The following is a 23,426-nucleotide window of genomic DNA, read 5'->3' as shown; positions in this document are numbered from 1 at the left end:
ATTATGCTTCCCCCTTTAATTCTTTAATTTTATCACTAAATTCCTTCGGAAGGTCAGCTATAAACTCCATTCTTTCATTTGTAATCGGATGATTAAATACTAATTTATATGCATGCAAATATTGTCCTCAGTTAGTATCCTTATCTGTTAAGCGTCCATACATCGGATCGCCCATGATTGGATGTTTAATAAAATTGAAGTGAACTCTGATTTGATGAGTTCGTCCAGTCTCAATTGAACAGCGAACGAGACTTGCATTATCAAAACGTTCAATAACTTCAAAGTTTGTTTTGGCGTGCTTTGCATTTTTGTTTGTCACCATCATTTTTTTACGGTCATTTTGATGACGGCCAATTGGTGCATCAATAATTCCCTTATTTTCAGAAATCACACCTCATACCAAAGCTTGATACTCTTTATATACTTCATGATCAACTAACATTTGTGACATTACTTTATGAGCCTTATCATTTTTGGCAACAATTAATAATCCGGTAGTTTGGCGATCTAAACGGTGAACAATACCAGGACGTTCAACACCCCCAATTGAAGACAAATCATCAATAGCCTCTAACAACCCATTAACTAAAGTTCCACTTGTATTGCCAGCTCCTGGATGAACTACAATATTATTTGGTTTATTAATTACTAAAATGTCTTGATCCTGATAAATAATTTCAAAGTCAATTTTTTCAGCAATAACTTCAGTTGATTTTGGTGCGGGAATAGTAATTGTGATTACATCATTTTCAGCAATATTAACTTTTTGAGATTCAGCAAAAATACCATTAATTTGAATATTTTGATCTTTAATAAGCTTTTGAATAAAAGCTCTTGAAAGATCATGCTCTTCTTTTAATGCCTCTGCTAAATACTTATCTAAGCGATTGCTTTTAGCTTTGGCAATAATTTTAATTTGTTTTTCCATTCTAAACCCCTGTTTCCTTTTCTGATTGACTATTCTTTTTGGCTTTCATATAAACTTTCAATTGCTTGGTACCTTCAATAATAATCGCTATAATGAATCAAATAACACCAATGTTGACTCAAATGTCTGCCAAATTGAAAATTGCATTTTTGGCTCATGGAAGTTGCAATCATGAAGCGACACTAATAAAATCAACAACTCCTCCATATTGACCCATTAGATTTGGTGGTGCTCAAGCTCTTGCGACTAAATTTCCAATAGCTCCAGATAGTATAATGGTAATCCCTATCAAAACTTTACGATCTGTCAAGAAAATAAAAGCAATAATTAATACAATTGCTGATATTGTTGCTAATGTGATAGTTAATGCTAGTTTGTCAGCATTGGCTCCACCAGCAGAACCCATGTTAATAATAAATTTAAAATCAAGAAAATTTTTAATAATGGTAATTGGAGAGCCATCCTGCTCCATTTTGGCAACAACGATTGCTTTTGATATTCAATCCAAGGCAACTAAAATAACAAAAATTGGTGAACATATTGCTAATTTAAATTTTCATTGATAATCACGATTTTTTAAATTTTGACTTAACTCTAATCACATATAATCTCCTTTTGATTATTTTTGATTTACCACTTCATAGCAACGTTGACAAATTTCTTGATTGATTAGCTCATCAAAAATTCCTCAGCAGCGTTCACATTTAACACCATCACGCAATTTGACATTTGTAAATGCTAAATTTTGTTCAACAAAATTTTCAGTCTTCTTAACAAAATTAAGCTGGCTAACAATAAAAATCTGCGCCAAATTTTCAACTTTTGCCAAATCTGCATATTGTGGTTTTAATTCGACTTCAATTGTTGCTTCGAAAGCTTTATTAATAATTTTATTTTCTCGCGCTACTTCCAAAGCCTTGTTAATATCATCTCTTAATTCCATAACACTTGCTCATTTTTTAACAAATTCTGATGACTGTTCAAACTCTTGTTTGCGGACATCCAATAAATGAACTGACGCCGCTTTATTGCCAATTGACAATGATTGATAAACTTCTTCAACTGTGTGAACTAAAATTGGTCTTAAAGTATCAATTAGTACTCATAATTGCTCAAACAAAACAGTTTGAACTTGACGACGTCTTAACGAATCCTGTGCTTCAACATACAAAATATCTTTAATGAAATCCAAATAAAATGCTGACAAATCTTTAGTAACATAATTAATAGTCGCATTGTAAACAATGTTATATTGTAGGTTTTCATATGCTTCAACAATTTTAGTCTTAAATTCTGTTAAGTTATGCAATGCAAATTTGTCAACTTCTGCTAAATCATTTTGATAGTGTTCTTGACTATCAAAATCAGCCAAATTCGCTAAAATAAAGCGCATTGTATTTCTAAATTTACGATAAGTCTCAGAAACTTGCTTAATAATCTCTGGTCCAATTTTTTGATCATCAGTATAATCAGTTGAAGCTACTCACAAACGTAGAATGTCAGCTCCCAAATCATTGGCAAAGTTTATTGGATCAATTCCATTACCCAATGATTTTGACATTTTGTTACCTTTTTCATCTGTTGTCATTCCATGTGAAACTAGTTTTTTATACGGAGCAACCCCACCATAAACTGTCGAATTAATCATTGAAGCATTAAATCATCCACGATATTGATCGTTACCTTCAAGATAAATATCATATGGTAGCTTGTATTGTGCAAATCTTTGTTGAAGAGCAATTGCACTTGAACCTGAATCAAATCAAACATCCAAAATGTCTTTTTCTTTGCGTAAGTTTTGATTTTTTCATTGCTCTGGTAAGAATACATCAGTTGGCAACTCAAATCATGAATTAGTTCCTAATTCTGCAATTTTGCTAATTGCAAATTCCAAAATCTCACTGTTCAAAATAAGTTCATCGTGGCTATTATAAAATCCAATAATTGGAACTCCTCACAAACGCTGACGTGAAATTGTTCAATCAGTACGGTCATCTAAAACTTGATACAAACGTTGCTTTGCTCATTTCGGATTTGTTGTTATTTGATCAACATTATGAAGAATCTCAGCCTTAGCGTTTTCTAATCCTACAAATCATTGTAAAGTACAACGGTAAATTACTGGCTTTTTAGTTCTTCAATCATGTGGGTATGAATGTGAAATAAATTTTAATTTCAATAAATTTTTAGTTTCTGCCAATCGCTGACCAATTTCTTTATTTGTGTCATCATAGAATTTCCCAACTAACGATGGATCATATTGAGCAATTTCTTCAGTGAATTTTCCTTGATTATCAATTGGAGCAAATGGTTCTAAACCATGTTTTTTAACAATAACATAATCGTCTTCTCCAAAACCTCCAGCAGTATGAACTAATCCTGTTCCTGCTTCAGCTGTTACATGGTCTCCATGAACAACTTGCGATTTTTTTGATGAATACAATGGGTGAGCATATTCCAAACCTAAAAGTTCTATACCTTTAAGATGTTTTATTATATTAATACTTTCTCAGCCAATTGCTTCGCTAACGGAATTAACTAATTGTTCGGCAATTATAAACTGACGACTTTCATTTGCTGGTTGAACTATTACATAATTCATTGTCTGACCAACAGCAATTAGTTGATTTGAAGGAATTGTTCAAGGCGTTGTTGTTCAAATTACTAAATTAACACCTGATTCTACATGACTGTTTCCAGTTGTAATTTCACAAGCAACAAAAATCGTTGGCGATTTAATATCTGCATATTCAATTTCAGATTCTGCTAAAGCTGATTCACTTGAAGGTGATCAATAAATTGGTTTTAAAGCTTTATAGATCAGTCCCTTTTCATACATTTTTTGAAATAAGCGCAATTCAGAAATTTCAAAATCATGGTCCAAAGTTACATATTTAGTATTATAATCGGTAAACATTCCTAAACGTTTAAATTGCAACGCTTGTTTATCGACTTGCTCTAAAGCATATTTTTCACACAGCTTACGAAATGCTACTGGGTCCATTGTTTTACGATCAACACCAGTTTTTGTAACAGCTGTTTCAATTGGCAAGCCATGAGTATCTCATCCCATAATAAATGGTGCCTGATATCCATAAGAATTTTTTCAACGAATTATCATATCTTTTAATGTTTTATTTAAAGCATGACCAATATGCAAATCTCCATTTGCATATGGTGGGCCATCATGCAACATAAACAATGGTTTTTGCTGATTTAATGCTAGCTTTTGTTGGTAAATATGATTTTCTTCTCAAAACTTTTCAAAAACCGGTTCTTTGTCTTTTAGTCCTGCACGCATATCAAAACTTGTTTGTCCGATTAATAGTGTATCTTTATATTTATTTGCCATAATATTTCTCCTATAAAATAAAATCGCCCCTATAAAAAGGAGCGATTAACCGCGGTACCATCCTAATTAATAAACTTCTGTTTATCATCTTTAGGTTTTAACGGGACCACCGCAGAATTCTACTCAAATTGCTTTTTTCTTTTCTGTTAAAAAATAGTGATAATCATAATCTTAGTTAACTAGTTTACACCAACCACTAGCTCTCTTAATAACATCCTATTACGACCGTGTCTATTTCGATTTGTATAAATAAATTATATGTTATTTTTAAATAATTTAAAATAATTTATTTTGACTTTTTTCCTGGCACCTGATTTTTTTTAACAAACTTTAATGATATCTCTCGATAATTTTCCCCAAATTCAATAATTGATTTCGTGTGATGATATCCTTTATCATAAATAACGACTTCATTGCGATTTGAGTCCTCCAAATTATTTTTCAAATCGCTCATTCTAAAACTATCTAAATGATCAGTAATACGGTCACGGCGATTATGAAAGTACAAGATTGGAATATATTCTGTATCTGGTTTTATCAAATCTAAAAACGCTAAATGTTCTAAATTTACTCCATACTCTTCACGATAAATTGCCATCATATCTTTTAAAACTTCTCGAGCATATCCTTCAAACATTTTCGGAGCATTGTTATTAATCATTCGTTCTAATAATTCTGGAACTGACATGTATGCTGAATCTGCAATTGCTCAGCGAATATTTGCCTGCTTTATTAATTCAGGTTCAGACAATGCTAAATGATTAATTGTGAAAGCCCCCATACTTGTACCAACTAGTCCCATTTCATCAACTTGATAGCTAGATATTAATCAATTAATAATTGCTATCAAATCTCACTTCTCTTTGAATCCCCAGGTAACAACATCAACTTCACTGCCACCGTGATTACGAAAATCAAATGTTAATACATTATATCCTAGTTCTCGATAATGTCAGGTTAAATAAAGTACGCTAAAACGATCAGAATTAAATCCATGAACTCCAATAATTCATTTGTTTGATGGTCGATCATTTAATCAAATACTTCCAGCAATTTTAGTTCCATCCTTTGAAGGAACCATAAAGCTAACATTAGGAGTTTTATATTGTAAAATTCCTAATTTCTTATTAGAGTTACGTGTAATTGGTGAAAGATCAAACATCTTAATTATATTTAGTTTCAAGTTTGTGCCATCTTGACGCTCAAAAATTGTTTTAGAAAAATGTGAGTTTCACATTGAAATTAATGCTCTAGCTAAGTTTGAATATCCCATAATTACTCCTTTACAATATTGTTATTATAACACTAAGATAAGATTGACATTATGTTGGCAAAATAAAAACTCTCAACGATTGAGAGTTATTTAGAAATTATAAATTTAAAAACTTCATTTTCAATTTTGCGGTATTCACCATCCAAAGCATAAGTAACTCCACTAAGAAAGTCTTTAACTCGACGCTTCTCATCTGGTTGAAGATTATAAAAATCAATTAAAATTACTTTGTTTTGAATTAACTCATCAATCATGGTTTTGATTTCGCGGTACTTTTTTGGTGCAAAAACATGAGTTTTTTTCTTGACATCAAACAATAATGCTTCTGACTTTCCTTGTTCAATAGTGACGTCTTCAAATTCTTTTAAACCGCTATCGAATTCAACTAGCTGCTGACTAAATTCTTCTTTGTACTCATCAATTATGCTAGTTGAATGATCTTCAAGTTTTGGCGGCTTGACTTTTAAATTTTTGAAAATACTCATATTATTTTAAGAATGTTGGAAAGTCGTCATTGTTAAAAATATCTTCAGCTTTTAATGGATCTTCAGCATTTTGACTTGGACGAGCTTTGTTAATGTTTACGTCAACTTCTGTTTTAAGAATTTTATCTAGTGGATCACGATCTCCTGGACGGATTTGACGAGCGGGACGCTCACCTGAAATTTCTTCATTTGATTTCTCACTAAATCCTGTCGCAATGACGCTTACAACAATATCATCTTCTTGTCCCAAATGCTGGTTAACTGAGATTCCAAAAACAATATTTACATCTTCGTTTTCAGTAGCATCTGTAATAATGTCCACTACATCATAAGCATCATTTAGTGAAGTGTTAGGCCCCCCCATAATATTGATTATAATATCTTTAGCTCCAGTGATTTTTGTATCCAACAAGCTAGATGAAATTGCACGCTTAGCAGCAGTTTCAGCACTGCGTTCTCCACCAGCTGCTCCACGCCCAAATAATGCATTTCCTTTTTTAGACATAACAGTCTTAACATCAGCAAAATCTAAATTAATAACAGCAGGTGTTGCAATTAAATCAGTAATTGTTTTGACTCCCTCTTTTAAAATTGAGTCAGCTTCTTTAAATGATTCTTCGATTGGAATTCCTCCTGATAGTAGTAACTTATCATTAGAAATAACAATAACCGAATCAACATATTTTTTAAGTTCAATTAATCCTTGCTCAGAATATTTTAAACGGTGACGACCTTCAAAACGGAATGGTTTGGTAACAATTCCAATAACAAGAGCGCCTGATTCAGCAGCAATTTTAGCAACAATTGGGGCTGCTCCAGTTCCTGTTCCTCCACCCATTCCAGCGGCAACAAAAATAAGATCTGCTCCTGCTAAAGCTTTTTTGATTTCAGTTTCTGATTCTAAAGCTGCCTGCTTTCCAATTTCTGGGTTTGCTCCTGCTCCTAAACCTTTTGATGTTTTCTCTCCTAGAATAATTTTATTTTCTGCACTAGAGCTAAGTAATACTTGAGCATCTGTATTGGCAACAATAAATTCGACTCCTTTAACATCTTCATCGATCATTCTATTAACAGCATTATTACCTGCTCCACCAACCCCAATTACTTTAATGACTGCCTTTTGTGTAAAATTATTTTCCATAATAAATCGCTCCTTTAACTTTTCTTAGCTTTTAAATTTTTTTTCATCAATTAAGATTCCATTATCTTTTAAAAATAGTGGCTGATTGGCATTAAATCGACTTTTCTTTGGAACAAAATTCCCAAATGCTCGATTTTCTGTTTCCTGATCTCTACTTTGTTGAATGTTAATCCCACTGTAAATAGATGTGACAATTTTATCTTGACGTTCTTTACGACGAGAATTCATGATTTTTGCGTAGTTGACTGCTCCAATTGCACTGACCATTTCATGATTATTATTGGCACCAAAAATTCTTTTTCCATATACATAATCATTTGCAAATTTTGAACCTCCTCGAAGAATAGTTTCCACTCCAGGAATCTCAGTGATGGTTCCAAAGTTATGAGTAATTAATTCTCCTTGAGTAAAATTCTTGCTCATATTTCTTTTAATGGGCCCATAAAAACTATCAAAAATTGTTGCAACTGCATCTTTAATTTGCAATCCGGTCATTTTATCTAATGCCTTGTTTGTTGAATTTCAGTTTTGATATACAACACTTTGATCATTATTATTTGATCCAAAATCAAGATTGTGCATTAAATACTTTTTGGCAATTTCTTTACTTACACGAAGTTTTTTAGAAATCATACTAATGATTTTATCAGTTCCATCAACAAAAGTTTTCAAGCAAACTAACTTGCGACCTTCAAAAACTCCTGCTTCAATTTGACTCTCTTTTCAATCAATAACCAAAACACGTTGTTTTTTATTGTATTGATCGGCAACAGCATTGTAGAGTGAACTAATTCTCGTATTAACTCCGTTAACTTTCAGAACTTCTTTTCCTGCTTTGGTAATCACCATTCTGTGAGAATTTAGCATTTGTTCAGAAATATGAACAAACTTAATTCTTACAGTTAATTTCTCAGTTTGAATATTGGCAATTCTTTCAAGAGTTGTACATTTGTTATCAGCCTGAATTTCAATAATTTCTTCACTAAAAATTTCACAGTTTTCGACTTTTGATTTTATCTTTAAATCGCTAATAATTTTTTTAATAACTTTTTTTGTAACAATAATTCCATGCGGATTGCTCTCTGATACGAAATTGCTTGTAAATGGCTTTTCTGTATATTTGATATTTTTATTGGGAGCTATCAAAATAACATTATCAATTTTTAAGCCATCATAAGAATTTTCAAACTCAGAAATCATTTTACTAAATTCTTTTGCTGTCTTTGCTGTGTCCTTGACATGCTCTTCTTTATCTAATCAATTACTACTCAAGACGGCAGGTGCAATTGATTTTCTTGTGAAAAGAAGTATCGGGTTATTTCCAATGTATTTAAATACTGAAAAAATCATTCCATCATTTCTGATTTCCAATGTTGCATAAACATCAATATTAAATTTGTTAATCATGATATCACTCCTATCCATTTTATTTTTTTTCAATTACTCATAATTTAGCGCTATGAGAACGACGATTTTGATTAAGCTCATCATTTGAAGCTTTAATCGGTTTTTTAATAACAAGCTTAAATTTTGAATTCGATTGAATTTCAATTGGCAAAGAAGCTAAAACCTGATCTTGTTTCGAAAAAGTTACTTCTTTAAAAATTTCTTTCACAATTTTTTCTTCTAAGGAATGAAATGTAATAACTGAAATCCTTCCTTGCCGATTTAGTAGTTCCAAGCCTTGTCTCAAAGAATCTTTTAAAACTTCAATCTCATTGTTTACATAAATTCTTAATGCCTGAAATGTTTTTTTTGCTGGATGCTTAGGCTTTTTTAACTCTTTTTGAGGCATCGATTTTTTAATTATTTCGACTAATTTAAAAGTCGTGTCAATTGGCCGAGAGTTACAAATATTTCTAGCAATACTTGGAGCAAATTTTTCATCGCCATAATTTCACAAAATTTTTTTGAGTTCTTCTTCGCTATACTCATTGACAACTTTGGCTGCTGTAAGTGAATTATTAATTGTATCCATGCGCATATCTAATGGTCCGTCAAAACGATAACTAAATCCCCGCTCAGGAACATCAAACTGTGGCGAACTAGCACCTAAATCATATAATATACCATCAACTTTGAAAATTCCCTTAATTGATAGAAGCGCAGCTATATTTAAAAAGTTGCCTTCAAGAATGTGAAAGTTATTAGAAATATTTGATAGCTTTGCTTTACCTTCTTTAATTGCTGTTGGATCTTGATCAATTGAATAAAGTTTCCCAGTGGTCAAGCGTTTCAAAATTTCACTAGAATGGCCTCCGCGACCAAGAGTACAATCAACATAAATTCCGTTTGGTTTAATATTCAACATATCAACTGATTCAAAAAGTAACACTGGAATATGTTGTTCCATAACTAAGCCACGCTTCCTAGATTGTCAGCAATTGCTTCCATTTTATTCGCATTTTCATTTTCATATGAATCAAACTCAGTACGATCTCATATTTCTGCCTTAGTTCCCAAACCTAAAATATAAACATCTTTTGATATATTTGCCAATTGCAATAAGTTTGCAGGAATTTTAATTCTCCCTGATGAATCAATTTCAACTTCAGCTGAATTAGCAAAAATTGTTCTGCTTAACATACGCGCTTCAGAATTCATATTTGGATACGACAATACTTGTTGAGACCAAATAGTAAATTCTTCAATACTTCGTAATTCCAAACTGCCCTCAAAACCCTTAGAAACATAAACTGTATTTCCCAATTTGTTTCTAAGTTTAGATGGAATAGTAAGACGAAGCTTGTCATCTAAATTATGTTCATAAGTTCCCAATAACATGACATTTCGCCCCACTTTCTCCCACATGTCTATATTATTACACAAAAATTAATCAAAAATGGTTTATTAACACAAAAAAGTATTTTTTTAACAAAAAAAAAAAAAAACAAGGCGTCGCCTTGTTCCTTTTATTATTCTGTATGAAAATTAAGCTTCAATTGATTTTGCTTCTTTTCCTTTATAGAAACCACATTCTCTACATACGCGGTGTGGTTTAATCATAGCACCACAGTTTCCACATGAAACAATTGATGCTGCTGCTAAAGCTAAGTGAGATCTTCTTTTATTTTTAGCAGCCTTACTAGTTTTTCTAAATGGTACAGCCATGTAATGACACCTCCCCTTATTTTTTATATTCTGACAATTTTTCTCATCTAGGATCTGGATTGTCATTTTCCGACTCATCGAATTGTTGTTGTGTTAACAACTCCCATCCAGAACCAGCCTTTAAAATTATATCATTGTTTTTTGACAAGTTAACAGGAATATTAATATTTATTTGTTCAATAATATAGTCCTGTAAACTAAACTCTTCACCTAAGATTAAATTGGCCTGATCATTTAATTCGGCATTAAAAGTATATTCATCATTCCAATCAATCCCATCGCTATATTCAAATTCCTGACCATCACGAGCATCAATTGCCAACAGTCTAAAGTTTATAACTCCAATTACCTTAACAGTTTGGATATCTTCAAAATAATCTACATCAATATCATAATCAATTTCCAAAAATTGCTTAATTAAAATATTGGCTGAGACTATTTTTTCTGGACTATCAATTTTTGCAGTCAGTTCTTGATGTTGCTTGCTTAGTAATTCTGCTAAATACATTATCTTACTTTTGCGTTTAAACTATTAGCATTATTCAAGACCACAGCTCACTGGTCGTTAATTTCAGCTTCAGTTAATTGATGATCAAAAGCATTGAATATAAACGAAATAGCAATTGACTTAGTTTGAGCTGCTGCAAGTTCATGATCTTGATATTCATCAATTAAATTTGTAGCTATCAAATAATCTACATTATCTGTCAACTTTTTAATTAAGTCTTGATATTGTTGTTCATGGCTAACAACTAATGATATATCTCTTGATGATTGTTGATACTTAGAAAATTCTTGAGACACATATTGTTTTTGAGAAACGTGCTCCAAAGCATTAATGTTTAACTCAATTCCAAAAGTTTTGTTAAGTTTTTTAATGTTTTCAAATTTGGGATTTAGTTCAAAAATAAATCCTAGTAATTGATTTTCATACTTAATTTCTGCATTAACGTATGGATGTAGTTCATCAATAACAGACTCACAAACTGTAAATGATACTTTGCTTAAATCAATTCGATACAATCTTAAAATTGCTTCAGTTATTCCCTTAACATAAAAATAATTAGCCTCAACTTTGGTTTTAGTAATCTTGTCATCCAATACAGTTCCTGAAACTAAGAATGCTAAATGGCGTTCACGGAAATTATCATGCGCATATAAATCTGCTACTTCCCATAACTTTAAATTTTTATTGCCAACTGACGAATTATAAATTGCTACATCGATTAATGATGAAATTAAGTTTGTTCGATATGTTTCATGCAGTTTTGACAATGGACTCATTAATTTAACGGGATTTTTTATATCAAATAAATTTCACTTTTCAACTTTTTCACTAGCAATTAGTGAATAAGTTTTAGTGTTATTAAACCCCTGACCTATTAAATAATCTCCAATCTTAACTTGTAATTTGTGACTAATATTTTTGGTATTTTTACGAGCAACAACGTTTAATGGCTGTTCTAAAATATTATCATAACCATATAGACGAGCAACTTCTTCACAAATATCATTTTGGCCATACAAATCAGTTCTATTTGGGTCAATTTTAAAGACCAAGTTTTTGGCCTCTCCTGTTACTTCAAAATCCAAATATTTGAAAAGCTCTTTGATTTCTTTAATTGAGATATTAATTCCCAACAAATCGGTGATTTTTGATAACGGCAATTCGTAAATTACGCGATTTATATAAGCTTGTTTAATTGATTTAACTTCACTAGCTTTTTTTACCAAACCATAAGCTGATAAATTACTTAATAAAACTTCATATGCAAAGCCGAATAAATTTGGATTTAGTGGTTTAATGTAGCGCTGTAGATCAATGTTTGACAAGTTTAAATCTTTTTGCTGCTTACGCATTGTTACTGGATTAAAATTTAAAAAAACGGCTATTACCTGAGTTGTTTGCTGATTAATTGCAAACTCAAGTTCTGTTTTTTTACCAATTATATTAACAAGTTTATTATTTGATGTTAAAGCAATAGCACTCTTATTATCAACACTAATACTTTCCAGTTTTAAATTCTTTTCAATTTTATTAGCGTCTAATAAAATAACTGGTTGTCCTGATTCAAGTGCTGCTTTGTTTGCTAATTGCTCAAAATTATTGTCAGTCGCTTTTGAATGAGAAAATTTTAATCACAAATCATCTTTGGCTTCTAATCTAAAATCATTATTAGTGATTTCAATAGTTGCATAAGCAACAGTACGAACGTTTTCTTCTATCTCTTTGGCAATTTCTATATTTACTTCAAAAGCATTTGTTTTATTTACAATAGATTTGAAATTATTTTTGTCATATGAAATTTTAAAATAGTTAGAAATTTCTTTTAATAACTGTGTCGCTGCTAAAGCATCACTGCGATTCAAAGTTAAATCCATATCTCAAATATAATCATCAAAATTAATTTCACTAATTGACTTACCTAATTTAGATGTTAAATCTTTTGCTGAGTTAATCACATAAATTGAATCAGCTTCTAATTCTGTCAATACATTATTTGACAAACCAATTTCATTTAAAGCACAAATCATTCCTTGTGATTTATATCCGCGAATTTCACGTTCGTCTAATCTCATTCCATTCGCAATTTTTGTTCCTACTTTGGCAACAATTACAAATTGACCTGAATTTACGTTTGCAGCCCCGCAAACAATTTCTAACAATTTTTGAGCTCCAATATTGACTTTATTGAAACGTAAATGTGTACCTTCAATTGGAATTGATTCAACAACATATCCAATTACCAATTCCTCATTTAAATTAGCAAAATCACATGTTTCTTCAACTTCAAATCCAAGAGAATTTAAGGCTAATGAAATTTGATCATTGCTGATATTATTTAAGTTTAGATGCTGCTCTAATCATTTTCTTGTAATAATCATATATTTTCTCCCTATTCTCCATAAAATTTGAACTGATCTAAAAATTTAGTATTGTTCTCATAAAAGTTTCTAATATTATTAATTCCAAATTTCAGCATTGCAATTCTTTCAATTCCAATTCCAAATGCCAAAGCTGACTGTGTTTTTGGGTCCAAACCATTTAATTCCATAACTTGATCATTTATCATTCCTGAACCCAAGATCTCAATTCATCCTGATTGTTTGCACAAAGCACAACCTTTTCCATCACACTTAAAACATGAAACATCAACTTCAACGCTTGGTTCTGTAAAAGGAAAAAATGATGGTCTTAAGCGAATATTGACACTTTCATTAAACAATCTTTGACACATATATTTCAAAACTCATTTTAAGTTTGCAAAAGAAATTTTTTCTCCAAGAGCAAACCCATCAACCTGCATAAACTGATGCGAATGAGTGGCATCATCATCATCGCGTCGATAAACATTTCCATACGAAATGGCTGCCAAATTCTTGCTTTTGCTGTTTGTTTTTGAAATCTGAGTAAACATTCTTGCAGTTTCATTAGTACAATGAGTACGCATAACTACCTCATCATTAATATAAAAAGTATCTTGCATATCGCGAGCTGGATGTCCAATTGGCAAATTTAAATTTTGAAAATTAAATAAATCTAATTCAACTTCAGTTCCATCAACCATTTCAAATCCAATTTCAGTGAATATGTCACTAATCTCTTCAATAACTAAATTTAAAGGATGTTTTGTACCAAAATCAAGATTAGTTCCTGGTAAAGAAACATCAATTTGTTCAGCTTTTAACTTTTCATTTAAAACTGCGCGATTAAAATCCTCAAAACGCAAATTTAATTTATTGGTAATCTCAACACGAACTTGATTTGCCAACTTTCCTATTTCCTGGCGCTCTTCAACTGATGCTTCACGCATACCTTTCAAAATATCATTTAAGGGTGAGTCTTTTCCAGAAAATTGCTTTTTAACTTCTTCTAATTCTTCTAAACCCTTTGCTGAATTTAATTGATCATTAAATTCATTTAAAATTATCGTTAATTTATTAATCATTTTTATATTCCCTTTTTCCTTTTTCATTTTATTTGTTTAATTTTGCTTGCGAACGTAATTTCACAATGCAAAGTTCTTTTTGTTTCATATCAGCTTCATAAGTTGCTATCATAAGTTTAATTGTTTGATCATTTGGTATTAATTTGTAAATTGCTTTCAATGTCTTTTTTAAGTTATTTTGAAAATCAAGCTCTAGTTTTTTAAAACGAGCTTGATAAAAAATTTCCGTATCATATCTCATGGTTTTTTCTTTTCAATCTTCATGCAAAGCATTATAAAACACTCAATTAATTAAAGTCTCATTAACAAAATTTTTAAGATCACTATAGGCATTTAACAAAAATCGACTATAATTACGGGTAATAATTGCGACATCTCCTAGCTCATTCAAATATCTTTTTGTCGCTTCATCTACTTGATTAAACAAAAAACGTATTTTATCAATTTCTTGCTCAATTGCATCAATCATCAAGCTACTAAACTGGTAATCAAAACTTGTCTGTAAATAGGTTAAAAAGCTTGGCTTTGATATTAACTTGGGAAACCCCTCGAAACATCAATTGATTTGATAGCCTTCAAATTTTGTGCAATTTTGCTTAGCTACAGAAGTCAAATTAAAATTTTCTTGGACTCTAAAATACTCATCCATAGCATCACCTAACAATCTATTTAAATAATTTTATCAAAATATGCATAAATAAAAAGCAAAAAGCTACAAAGCTTTCTTGCTTTTTACTTTTTGACATGGCTTCAAATAGCGATAGTAGTGAATACGATTGCTCATGCAATTTAAAAATGTTGCAATTCCATAATTTGCGAATAATGCTCCCAGTATGGCTCCAGCAGAAAGTCATAACGGAACTTTTCAAGGATCAGCGATTGCATATGGAAATGGTGTAAATGGGTCTTCACTAAAACTATATAAAAATGCGGCTCTAATCATAATGAAAACTATATAGGCACCTGGAATTATCATTGCATTTCATCCTCCACGCTTTGCATATTGCCTTGAAGAATAACGTTTTTCAACTGTCATGAAATACAACAGTACTACCAACGGTGGAGTAACAAAGTGTTCCAAAACTGATTTCAAAATTTGATATCAACTTTTAAAGCCTGGAATAGTATCAGGGGCAACTATGAAATTAGTTGCATAAACTAAAAACACAAAAATATTTAAAGTGGTGATTAATGTAAATGTTTCTCGTGATCCTAAAAATTGGTAGGCTTGTGGTTTGCTAATTTTGATTAAATTGCAAATTCCTCATATTGAACTAATTATCGCATTTCAAACGGATAAATAAATAACTTGATTAATTAAGGAAATATCAAAGTTATTTGACACAGAGTCATTGTTTTGTTCAACAATTGATAAAAATAAGTCTAGTAAAACTACTCCCAGCGGAATAACAGCTATTCATAATAAGCAAAAAACTTGCGCTCTATTTTTCATATTTGCTCCTTTGACTATTTAACACTAAAAATATAATACAAAATAATAGTAAATAAAAAAACACCTTTAAGTGTTTTTTTAATCCATATTTGTAATTTGATTTAGTGGCTTGCGATTTACTTGACGACTTGATGTATATCATCCAACTGCTAAAATCATTGAACTAACTAAAAATGTTACGATCAGTGCCCTTCAGTCAAATCCAAGACTAATATATATTTGCCATTTGTAAGCGGCTATATATGTAATAACTTGCCATAAAATTGTTGATAACGTAAACGCAATTACAAATGAAACAAATGCTCAAATAATATAACTTCCCATAATGATTCAATTAATTTGCCCTGACTTATAACCAGTTGCTCTCAATGTCAAAATTATAACTGCTGCTTCTTCAACAATTATGTTCATAATAATCACCAAAATTATAATCAACAAAATTGTTTGCAATCCAATAAATATATACAACAATTGCGAAACTTTTGAAGCAAGAATTGTCACTCCCTGTCGCAGTAAGTTAATTGGTTGGGCCTTATATCCTTTAGTTAAAGATACCGGGTTTGGATTAGTTAGAGCATAAATTTCAGTTGAGGCCTTTAAGTTTGTATATTGCGAAAGCATTTGTAATGGTTTACCAATTCCTAAAGATAACGAATAAAATATTGAAGTGTCTTCATTTAATTCTAAGGCTAATGCATTTCCTGTAAATTTTAAGGAGTTTAGCGATTTAGGAATATTGAAAATGTCGATATTTCCTTCCAGCATTTTTTCTTGTGAAAATAGACTTGAAAAAATTAAGTGTTCCTTTTTCTGATTAAACATTAAATCATATAATTTATCGCTAAAATATGCTTTTGCAAATGTGCGATAGTCAACAAATAAATTCCAACTGGTGTCAATATTAAATGTTTCAGATCTGTTAATACCTACAACTTTTAAATCAATTTGAGCATACTTTTTATCTTTAGTTTTAATTTGGAATTTTGAACCAACTTTTAGATTGTCAGCTCGAGCTACTGAATATGGAATAATTACATTCAATGATCCATCATCATTAATTTCTGTTGTCTGATCAATTTGTTGTTGAGTAACTCCTGTAAAATTGTAGGCACTATAAATATTTCCATAAGCATTTTCTTTAAAATCGACTAAACTTAATTGCAAGTTGTCGGTTTTATCTGGATTAACATTAAGAACACTAATATTTTTTATTAAAAGATCTGTTTTTTTATTAAACAAGAATTGATTAAAAGTTACAACTTTTTCTTTATCAATACTATTACTTTTGCTTCCCATCATTGAACTCATAATTAGCGATTTCAAACCTGGAGCAATTCCTTCTAAATCAATTCCTATTGAGCTGTTAAACTGACTGCCAAAAGTGTTACTTATTTGCTTCAAATTCTGTGAGTTTAAACCTGTAATAGTTCCAGGTTTCTTAGAATCAATTAAAGGATTATTAATTAGTCCTCAATATTTGTCATTTTTAGGATCATAGTTTTTCAATACACTATTTTTAGACAATTGTGTTCAGGCCTCAGTGAACTCTTTAAAAGTTACTTTTTCCTTTCCACTTGCATTAATACTTTGAATTAAAATATTTTGAGAGTACTGCATCGCATAAATCATTGAAACAATTTTTGAAAGATCTGATAGAAATAAAGAATTATACAAATTGCTATTTTTTTGATCGGCAGTTTGTGAAGCATAAATTGCTTTCATTCCAATAAGAGTCTTAAGTAATTCATCACTTTTTTTATTAATCTTTGTGAAATCAATTTTAATATTTGGTATTTTTTCCAAGTCTTCAATGGTTGTATCAACCTGATCATTATTTTTAATTTTATTAATTAATTCATAATATGATACATTATCTTCTTCAATTCCAACTACCTTATAAGTTAATAAACTAAACAAAAATCATTTGCGAACATCCGTAATATTTTTTGAAAACTGCTCATCTTTAAAAATTAAACTTATATCAAAATCATTAATTTTATCACGCATTAACAATGCACTAACATACAAAGGCATAATACTATTTATTCCAGTTCATTTTTCATTTTCATATGAAGTTACACTATTAGAAATTGAATCTACTAATAGTCTAATTCCATAACGCGAATTGCTTTGGTCATCTTGAGCATTTAAATATTGATTATAGGAACTAAAATCTGAAATGTCTCGATAATTATTTAATTGACTTGCCCATTTATTTGGTTCGACTCCAGTTGGCAATGAAAATTTTCTATCAATTGGTGATAAAGCAAAATCCGAAACATTTTTATAAGTATACTTATGATCTAACTTATCATTATAATTGGCGAAGCCTTCTTGAGACATTTGAGCAAAAATAGTTTGAGCACCAAACATTAATGCATATACAAATGATGTCAAGGCAAATAAAGTTTGAATTACAACAAATTTACTTAAAGATGTTCTTACAAATGCCCTACGTAAGCGGTAACCAAACATTGCATTATTCGCATTCAATCTACGAACAACTCAAGTCGTTTTTGAAGCGGAACGAGATATTTTACTTTTTTCATTAATCAATTTTAATGCTGGCTCTTTAATATATAAAATTGTTATTCCGTAAGATATTGATAAAAATACTAACGGAATTGCAACAAAAATTAGTGCAGCAAATGGTAGCGAAATATATACTTGCGAAAATATAAACATCACTGATTTAACACTTGTTGAAGCAGAGAACATTTGCAGTGGAATCGAGCAAAAGTATCCAATTAGTAATCCCGAGAAAATAATTATGAGGGTTTTAAGTGCAAAAATTCATGACAGCTCAGTGACCTTGTAACCAAATGATTTAAAAACTCCTAGTTGCTTGCGAGTTTCATTCATTTCTTTTTTAATTAAAAAGTTAATAAAAATAAACGCCAATACTAAAACTGCTACTCCCATCAACTCATAAATTAAAATCTGAATTTTAATCAAATTTAGCCTATTATATTCTCAACTATCTTTATATTTCTCAAAGATTTTGGGATTTTTTTGTGTGTCAAAAATTAAAGTCTTGTAGTTAGCTGGATCACTACTAAACAAAGTCTGGGGTGTGTCATCACTTTTTGTTAAGTTTTTGATACGAATTTTTGTTCCAGTATTGATGCCTTCATAAGAAACGTTTGATCGCAAGTTGTTTTTTAAGATTGCTAAAAAATTACTATCAATATATCCATATGTGTAATTTTTAAATTCTTGAACCGCTGAACTATAGCTTCTTCCTGGTGTAATATCATCATGCTTAATTCCAAATCCAACGACACGAAACTTTATAGCAGAATTATAAAAAGCCTTTTCCTTATCATATTCAGAACTATCCAAACTAGAAGATGAAAAATTAAGAGTTTCACTTAAAATATCTCCAATTTGAATATTATTAGCTTTGGCATAAGTTTCGGAAATAACAATCTCTGGAACTTTAGTTAGATAATCTTGGGGATTTCATTTTTGTGGTTGATGACCCTCTTGAATATACACTTGATTAATTTTTCCATTTAAAATATTTGACCCAATGTTGATCGAAAATGATGAGCCAACTGAAGTTGAGTTTTTCTTAACGATTGAAAAAACATCTTCTTTTTCTAACATAAATTTAAAGTTATTATTACCATCATGAGCCAAACGATTTCTTTTATTGAAAATTACCTTTTCTGCCACATATTGATCAAAAGAATAACTATAATTTTTCAATTCATTTTTAAAACTAGGATTAATTGCTAAAGTTGTAACAAATGGAATCGAAATATTTTTATTTTCCAAAAATTCATTTTCCTTTGAGGGATCTTTAAATTCAGTCCCATTCATTAATTCTTGATATTCCTTGGTAATGACTTCTTTTACTTTATTTTTTAAATTTTCAACTATTGAAGCCTCATTATTTTTGCTAATTAATATTTGATAAATTTCATTTCTCAATTTAGTAAAGTCATGTTTTCGTTCAGGAATCGATGAAATATAAGTTCCAATTTGTTGGTACAAAGTACCATTAAATTGATTTCTTAAATATTCGTCTGTTTGTTGATCATTAGCGTTTATTTCTTTAATAATCTTGATTAAGCTTTCAAAAAAATTGTTACCATCAACTTTTATACCAATATCTGCAAATTCTCTAACTGAGTATTCTATGAATGCACTTGAAAAAAACTTCAAATAATCTTTATATTTTTGATTTTCAAATAAGTTTTTTTCAATATTGCTACCGTCTTTGTCATACTTTAAATTAATTTTAAAAGGACTTCATCGATTTAGTTCTTTGGATTCAAAACTGTAAAGAAAATTTTGAGCGTAATTTGTAATGTATAACTTAATAAGTTCTTGCTTTTCTTTTGATAATTTGACATTCTCAAAAGAACTAAAACTATCTGATGATTCATCGATATTCAACAAGTCATTGACCATAGAATTAATCATTTCAATTCCAAATTTTGAAATGATTCCTGATCGAATCGAAATTGCTTGGCCGTTATCACCTGTTAAAAAGGGGTAAGTATATTCCTGATAATTGCTTAAATCAATTTTAGGACTGTTAATCACTGTTTCATCAGTATTGCCAGTTTTTTTGTAATCATTTTGAGGATTTAAAATATATTCCAAAACAAACTTTTCACTATAATTGGCTGCTACCATTTTTGAATTATATTGTGTTGTATGTTTTTCAATTTCTTTAATCCTAGAATTCATTTGCAAAGGTGTTGATAACAATCCAATAATCATTGTTGCCAAAATAATAATAAAAATTAAAGTTCCAATTGTTGAAACTCAGTTTTTAAAAAATGTCTTCATATAACTTTTGATAATTTGTTTCATACTTGGAACCTCCATTTCCCATTATAATAATTTTAACCACTTTTGCGAGTTTATAAAACCTATTTTAAAAATTGAACTCTGATTAATTATTATCCCAAACTCTAAAGTCTACTTATAATTAGAGTCTATAATCTGAAATTCGACAGTTAATGCATTTTCTTGGTGCATTTGAATATAATTTCCTTCTCCAACAAAGTCATATAATTTTAAAAATAACTTTGAATGATGATAATTTTGTTTATTATGAATGAACAAATATTTTACAATTGATGTCGTTTTAAAATCTTGTACAATTTTATGCGCAACTGTCATTTTTTCTGGCAATGATCAATAAAACTTTTGACTCCCAGAATCATATCGAGTCATTTTTCCATATCCATTGCCATCTTCATCAGCTAAAATAATTTGTTTTGACAAATCAAATGTTAAATATCCCGCTTGAAAGGTGATGATTTTTAGCTCCTGACGATATCACAAAAAGTTTGTTCTTCCAATTGCAGCTAAGGCTTGCTTAACTGTGTAAGTTGATTTCATATTTAACAACTTATGTCTAGTAGTTTCAAAAATCAAATTTTCATTTTCCATTTTATATTCTAGAATCATTAGAATTTCTTCAACAATTATTTGATGACTATTAATAAAATTTGTAACTAAATCAGGTATTTCCAAATAGTTGGGATAAATTGCAAGAAATTTATCCAGACTCGTAACCTCATATAAAAAACACGTCATCAATAAATTATCATAATCCAAATCAATTTCGCTATCAGATAATTTATTTGTTAAGCGCAAGTAGAAATAATTAATGATCTGATAATTGTTCAAAAAGATAAACTGCTTAATGATATTTTTATTACGTCTTGTATCATTTTGATGCAGCAAACGACTTTTGCCTTGGCAAGCCACTTTTAAAAATAATTCATCTAGTTTGTTGTAGAAATCATAAATTGACAACTCATATTCTTTAATCATTTGCAATAAGGCTTGATTTTTGTGTTGTTTGTAATATTTAATGACATCTAATTGCAATTGATTTTTATTGTGATATCACTTTTTCAAACTTTCCAAAATTAGTTGCTCGGTTTGCTTTTCTAAGCGAATCGTACAATCGTAGGGCAAAAAATTCTTTCCATTTGTAAAATCAGTGACTTTCATTCCTTGTTCAAATAAATTCTTAATTCCTACAGTTAAATCATATTTACTATCTATATTGGCAATTAAGTCATAAACTTCTAAGCGATTTTTTAAAGTTGTCTTTCTTAATCCACGACCCAACTGCTGTAGGTAAACTGTTTTTGAACTAGTTGGTCGGAGCAAAATAATTGTATTAATTTCAGGAACATCAATTCCTTCATTAAAAATGTTAACTACACATAAATAGTTAATTCGACCGTTTTTAAATTCATGTAAAATACGCATACGCTCTTTATTGTTTTCTGAAGTTAAATACTCAGCACGCAAATTTTTAGCTTTCAAATAATTTGCAATTATTTTAGCATGCTCAACAGTGGCACAAAAAATTAGGCAAGTGGGACGAGCATAAATTCCCAAATACTTTTCAATCACATCAAATAATAGTTTATTTCGTGAATCAGTGTTAATTTTTTGAAAAATCGCTCGATCAGAAGTCAAATCAACACCTTGCAAATTCGTTGTTGTGTCATCAATACAATAATAATCAAATGGACATAACAACTTTTGGTTAATTGCTTCTCACAAACGAAGTTCATAAGCAAATTCATTATCAAAGTATTTACTAATGTCTTGTAAATCTTCACGCTCTGGAGTGGCAGTTAACCCCAAAACTTCTTGAGGTTTAAAATAGTTAAATACTTTATCAAAACTATTAGCAGCCAAATGATGTGCTTCATCAAAAACAATTACGTCAAAATCATCGGGGTTGAAAAAGTCCAGTCGATTTGACAGTGATTGAATTGTAGTAAATAAATGCTTTGGCTTCTCATCAATGAAGGCTCCGTCATACAAGACTTTTCCAAAGTTCAAATCATTTAAAACTTGACGATATGTAACAATTGCTTGATCAATAATTTCTTTTTGATGAGCTATAAATAATAGCCTTAGTTCTTTTGTTTGATTTTCCTGAAGACGCTTAAAATCAAAAGCAGCTACTGTTGTTTTTCCAGTTCCGGTCGCCATAACAATTAAATGCTTATTCTTATTTTGAAATCGACGATAGGATAATTTATTAATAATTTCTTTCTGAAACTTGAATAAATATCGACGCATAGAAAGAAACTTACTATCTTCTATATTATCTATCTGAATTTTGGACATTTGATTTTCTTTAACTCTTTGCAATAAAAAATCACGTTCCTGCAAGTTTTTAAAGTCCACAAAATTTTCTTCTCACAAACTGTCAAACTCACAAATCATTTGATTAACGATATCATTGGAATCTTTGGGGTTTTTTGAAAAAATTTTGACATTTCATTCTCGTCCTGCAATCATTCCATTGTAGGTTAAATTTGATGACCCAATAATCGCACTGTGGTTGCCATTTTTGCGTTTAAAAATCGATGCCTTAATATGAATTCTTTCACTATGTTTTTCTAGGTTGTCTTCAATTTTAATTTCTATGTTAGAATATTTTTCAGCTATTTTAACTAGCTCTTTAAGGTTATTAAACTGAGATAAATCATCAAAGGTTGTCGATATGATTTTGATTGGAATGTGGTGCTCTAAACAGTAATCAAAACTTGTAACAATGCGATTTAAAATTGCTTTAGAAATAAACGGGTAAATTAAATATACTTCGTCACAACTAGTAATCTCTTTTTGCATTTCTAGAAGTAATTTTTGTTGATCTTTGTTAGTAAAGAATTTTTCTTGATTCATAGCAACCTCCATTTTTTCTTGATTCATAGCAACCTCCATTATATATCTAT

17 protein-coding genes are annotated in these 23,426 nt (G+C 30.1%); all 17 read right to left on the bottom strand.

Annotated elements, in window-relative coordinates; translation table 4 throughout:
* Nucleotide 1 precedes the first annotated feature (1 nt).
* The gene (locus tag CXP39_RS01535; protein WP_027048163.1) at nt 2–928 is read right to left on the bottom strand and encodes an RluA family pseudouridine synthase; all 927 of its coding nucleotides are present in this window, start codon (nt 926–928) and stop codon (nt 2–4) included.
* Between the two features lies 1 nt (nt 929).
* Nucleotides 930–1,532: a signal peptidase II gene (locus CXP39_RS01530; RefSeq protein ID WP_027048164.1), complete on the bottom strand. Its 603-nt coding sequence runs from the start codon at nt 1,530–1,532 to the stop codon at nt 930–932.
* A gap of 15 nt (nt 1,533–1,547) precedes the next feature.
* Nucleotides 1,548–4,280, bottom strand: a complete 2,733-nt coding sequence (ileS, locus tag CXP39_RS01525) for an isoleucine--tRNA ligase (protein WP_027048165.1) — start codon at nt 4,278–4,280, stop codon at nt 1,548–1,550.
* Between the two features lie 286 nt (nt 4,281–4,566).
* On the bottom strand, nt 4,567–5,553 hold the full coding sequence (locus tag CXP39_RS01520; RefSeq protein WP_036256266.1) for an alpha/beta hydrolase: 987 nt from the start codon (nt 5,551–5,553) through the stop codon (nt 4,567–4,569).
* A gap of 86 nt (nt 5,554–5,639) precedes the next feature.
* Nucleotides 5,640–6,038, bottom strand: coding sequence for a cell division protein SepF (sepF, locus tag CXP39_RS01515; protein WP_051591864.1), 399 nt, complete (start codon nt 6,036–6,038; stop codon nt 5,640–5,642).
* 1 nt (nt 6,039) lies between these two features.
* Nucleotides 6,040–7,179, bottom strand: a complete 1,140-nt coding sequence (gene ftsZ / locus CXP39_RS01510) for a cell division protein FtsZ (RefSeq protein ID WP_027048167.1) — start codon at nt 7,177–7,179, stop codon at nt 6,040–6,042.
* 24 nt (nt 7,180–7,203) lie between these two features.
* A complete protein-coding gene (locus tag CXP39_RS01505; protein ID WP_027048168.1) occupies nt 7,204–8,586 on the bottom strand; it encodes a hypothetical protein in 1,383 nt (460 codons plus the stop codon).
* 19 nt (nt 8,587–8,605) lie between these two features.
* Nucleotides 8,606–9,532: a 16S rRNA (cytosine(1402)-N(4))-methyltransferase RsmH gene (gene rsmH, locus CXP39_RS01500; RefSeq protein ID WP_027048169.1), complete on the bottom strand. Its 927-nt coding sequence runs from the start codon at nt 9,530–9,532 to the stop codon at nt 8,606–8,608.
* 2 nt (nt 9,533–9,534) lie between these two features.
* Nucleotides 9,535–9,978, bottom strand: a complete 444-nt coding sequence (gene mraZ, locus CXP39_RS01495) for a division/cell wall cluster transcriptional repressor MraZ (RefSeq protein WP_211246772.1) — start codon at nt 9,976–9,978, stop codon at nt 9,535–9,537.
* 132 nt (nt 9,979–10,110) lie between these two features.
* Entirely contained in the window at nt 10,111–10,290 is a 180-nt protein-coding gene (rpmF, locus tag CXP39_RS01490) for a 50S ribosomal protein L32 (protein ID WP_027048171.1), read from the bottom strand.
* Nucleotides 10,291–10,306: 16 nt separating this feature from the next.
* The gene (locus tag CXP39_RS01485) at nt 10,307–10,798 is read right to left on the bottom strand and encodes a DUF177 domain-containing protein (protein WP_036256270.1); all 492 of its coding nucleotides are present in this window, start codon (nt 10,796–10,798) and stop codon (nt 10,307–10,309) included.
* The gene (gene pheT / locus CXP39_RS01480; protein WP_027048173.1) at nt 10,798–13,176 is read right to left on the bottom strand and encodes a phenylalanine--tRNA ligase subunit beta; all 2,379 of its coding nucleotides are present in this window, start codon (nt 13,174–13,176) and stop codon (nt 10,798–10,800) included. The genes CXP39_RS01485 and pheT overlap by 1 nt, the downstream gene beginning before the upstream one ends.
* 11 nt (nt 13,177–13,187) lie before the next feature.
* Nucleotides 13,188–14,240 carry a phenylalanine--tRNA ligase subunit alpha gene (locus CXP39_RS01475; protein WP_027048174.1) on the bottom strand — a complete coding sequence of 351 codons (1,053 nt, stop codon included), beginning with the start codon at nt 14,238–14,240 and terminating at the stop codon, nt 13,188–13,190.
* 28 nt (nt 14,241–14,268) lie between these two features.
* Nucleotides 14,269–14,889, bottom strand: a complete 621-nt coding sequence (locus CXP39_RS01470) for a hypothetical protein (RefSeq protein ID WP_027048175.1) — start codon at nt 14,887–14,889, stop codon at nt 14,269–14,271.
* A gap of 63 nt (nt 14,890–14,952) precedes the next feature.
* Nucleotides 14,953–15,693, bottom strand: a complete 741-nt coding sequence (locus CXP39_RS01465; protein WP_027048176.1) for a hypothetical protein — start codon at nt 15,691–15,693, stop codon at nt 14,953–14,955.
* A gap of 78 nt (nt 15,694–15,771) precedes the next feature.
* Nucleotides 15,772–20,520 (bottom strand): ABC transporter permease, encoded by a 4,749-nt coding sequence (locus CXP39_RS01460; RefSeq protein WP_027048177.1) that lies wholly within the window; start codon nt 20,518–20,520, stop codon nt 15,772–15,774.
* A gap of 108 nt (nt 20,521–20,628) precedes the next feature.
* The gene (locus tag CXP39_RS01455; protein ID WP_245856641.1) at nt 20,629–23,403 is read right to left on the bottom strand and encodes a DEAD/DEAH box helicase family protein; all 2,775 of its coding nucleotides are present in this window, start codon (nt 23,401–23,403) and stop codon (nt 20,629–20,631) included.
* Between the last annotated feature and the right edge of the window lie 23 nt (nt 23,404–23,426).

This window comes from Mesoplasma syrphidae (assembly GCF_002843565.1).
Taxonomy (GTDB): domain Bacteria; phylum Bacillota_I; class Bacilli_A; order Mycoplasmatales; family Mycoplasmataceae; genus Tullyiplasma; species Tullyiplasma syrphidae.
Note: the sequence above shows the minus strand (reverse complement) of the source record. Positions and strands in the feature narration are given on the sequence as shown.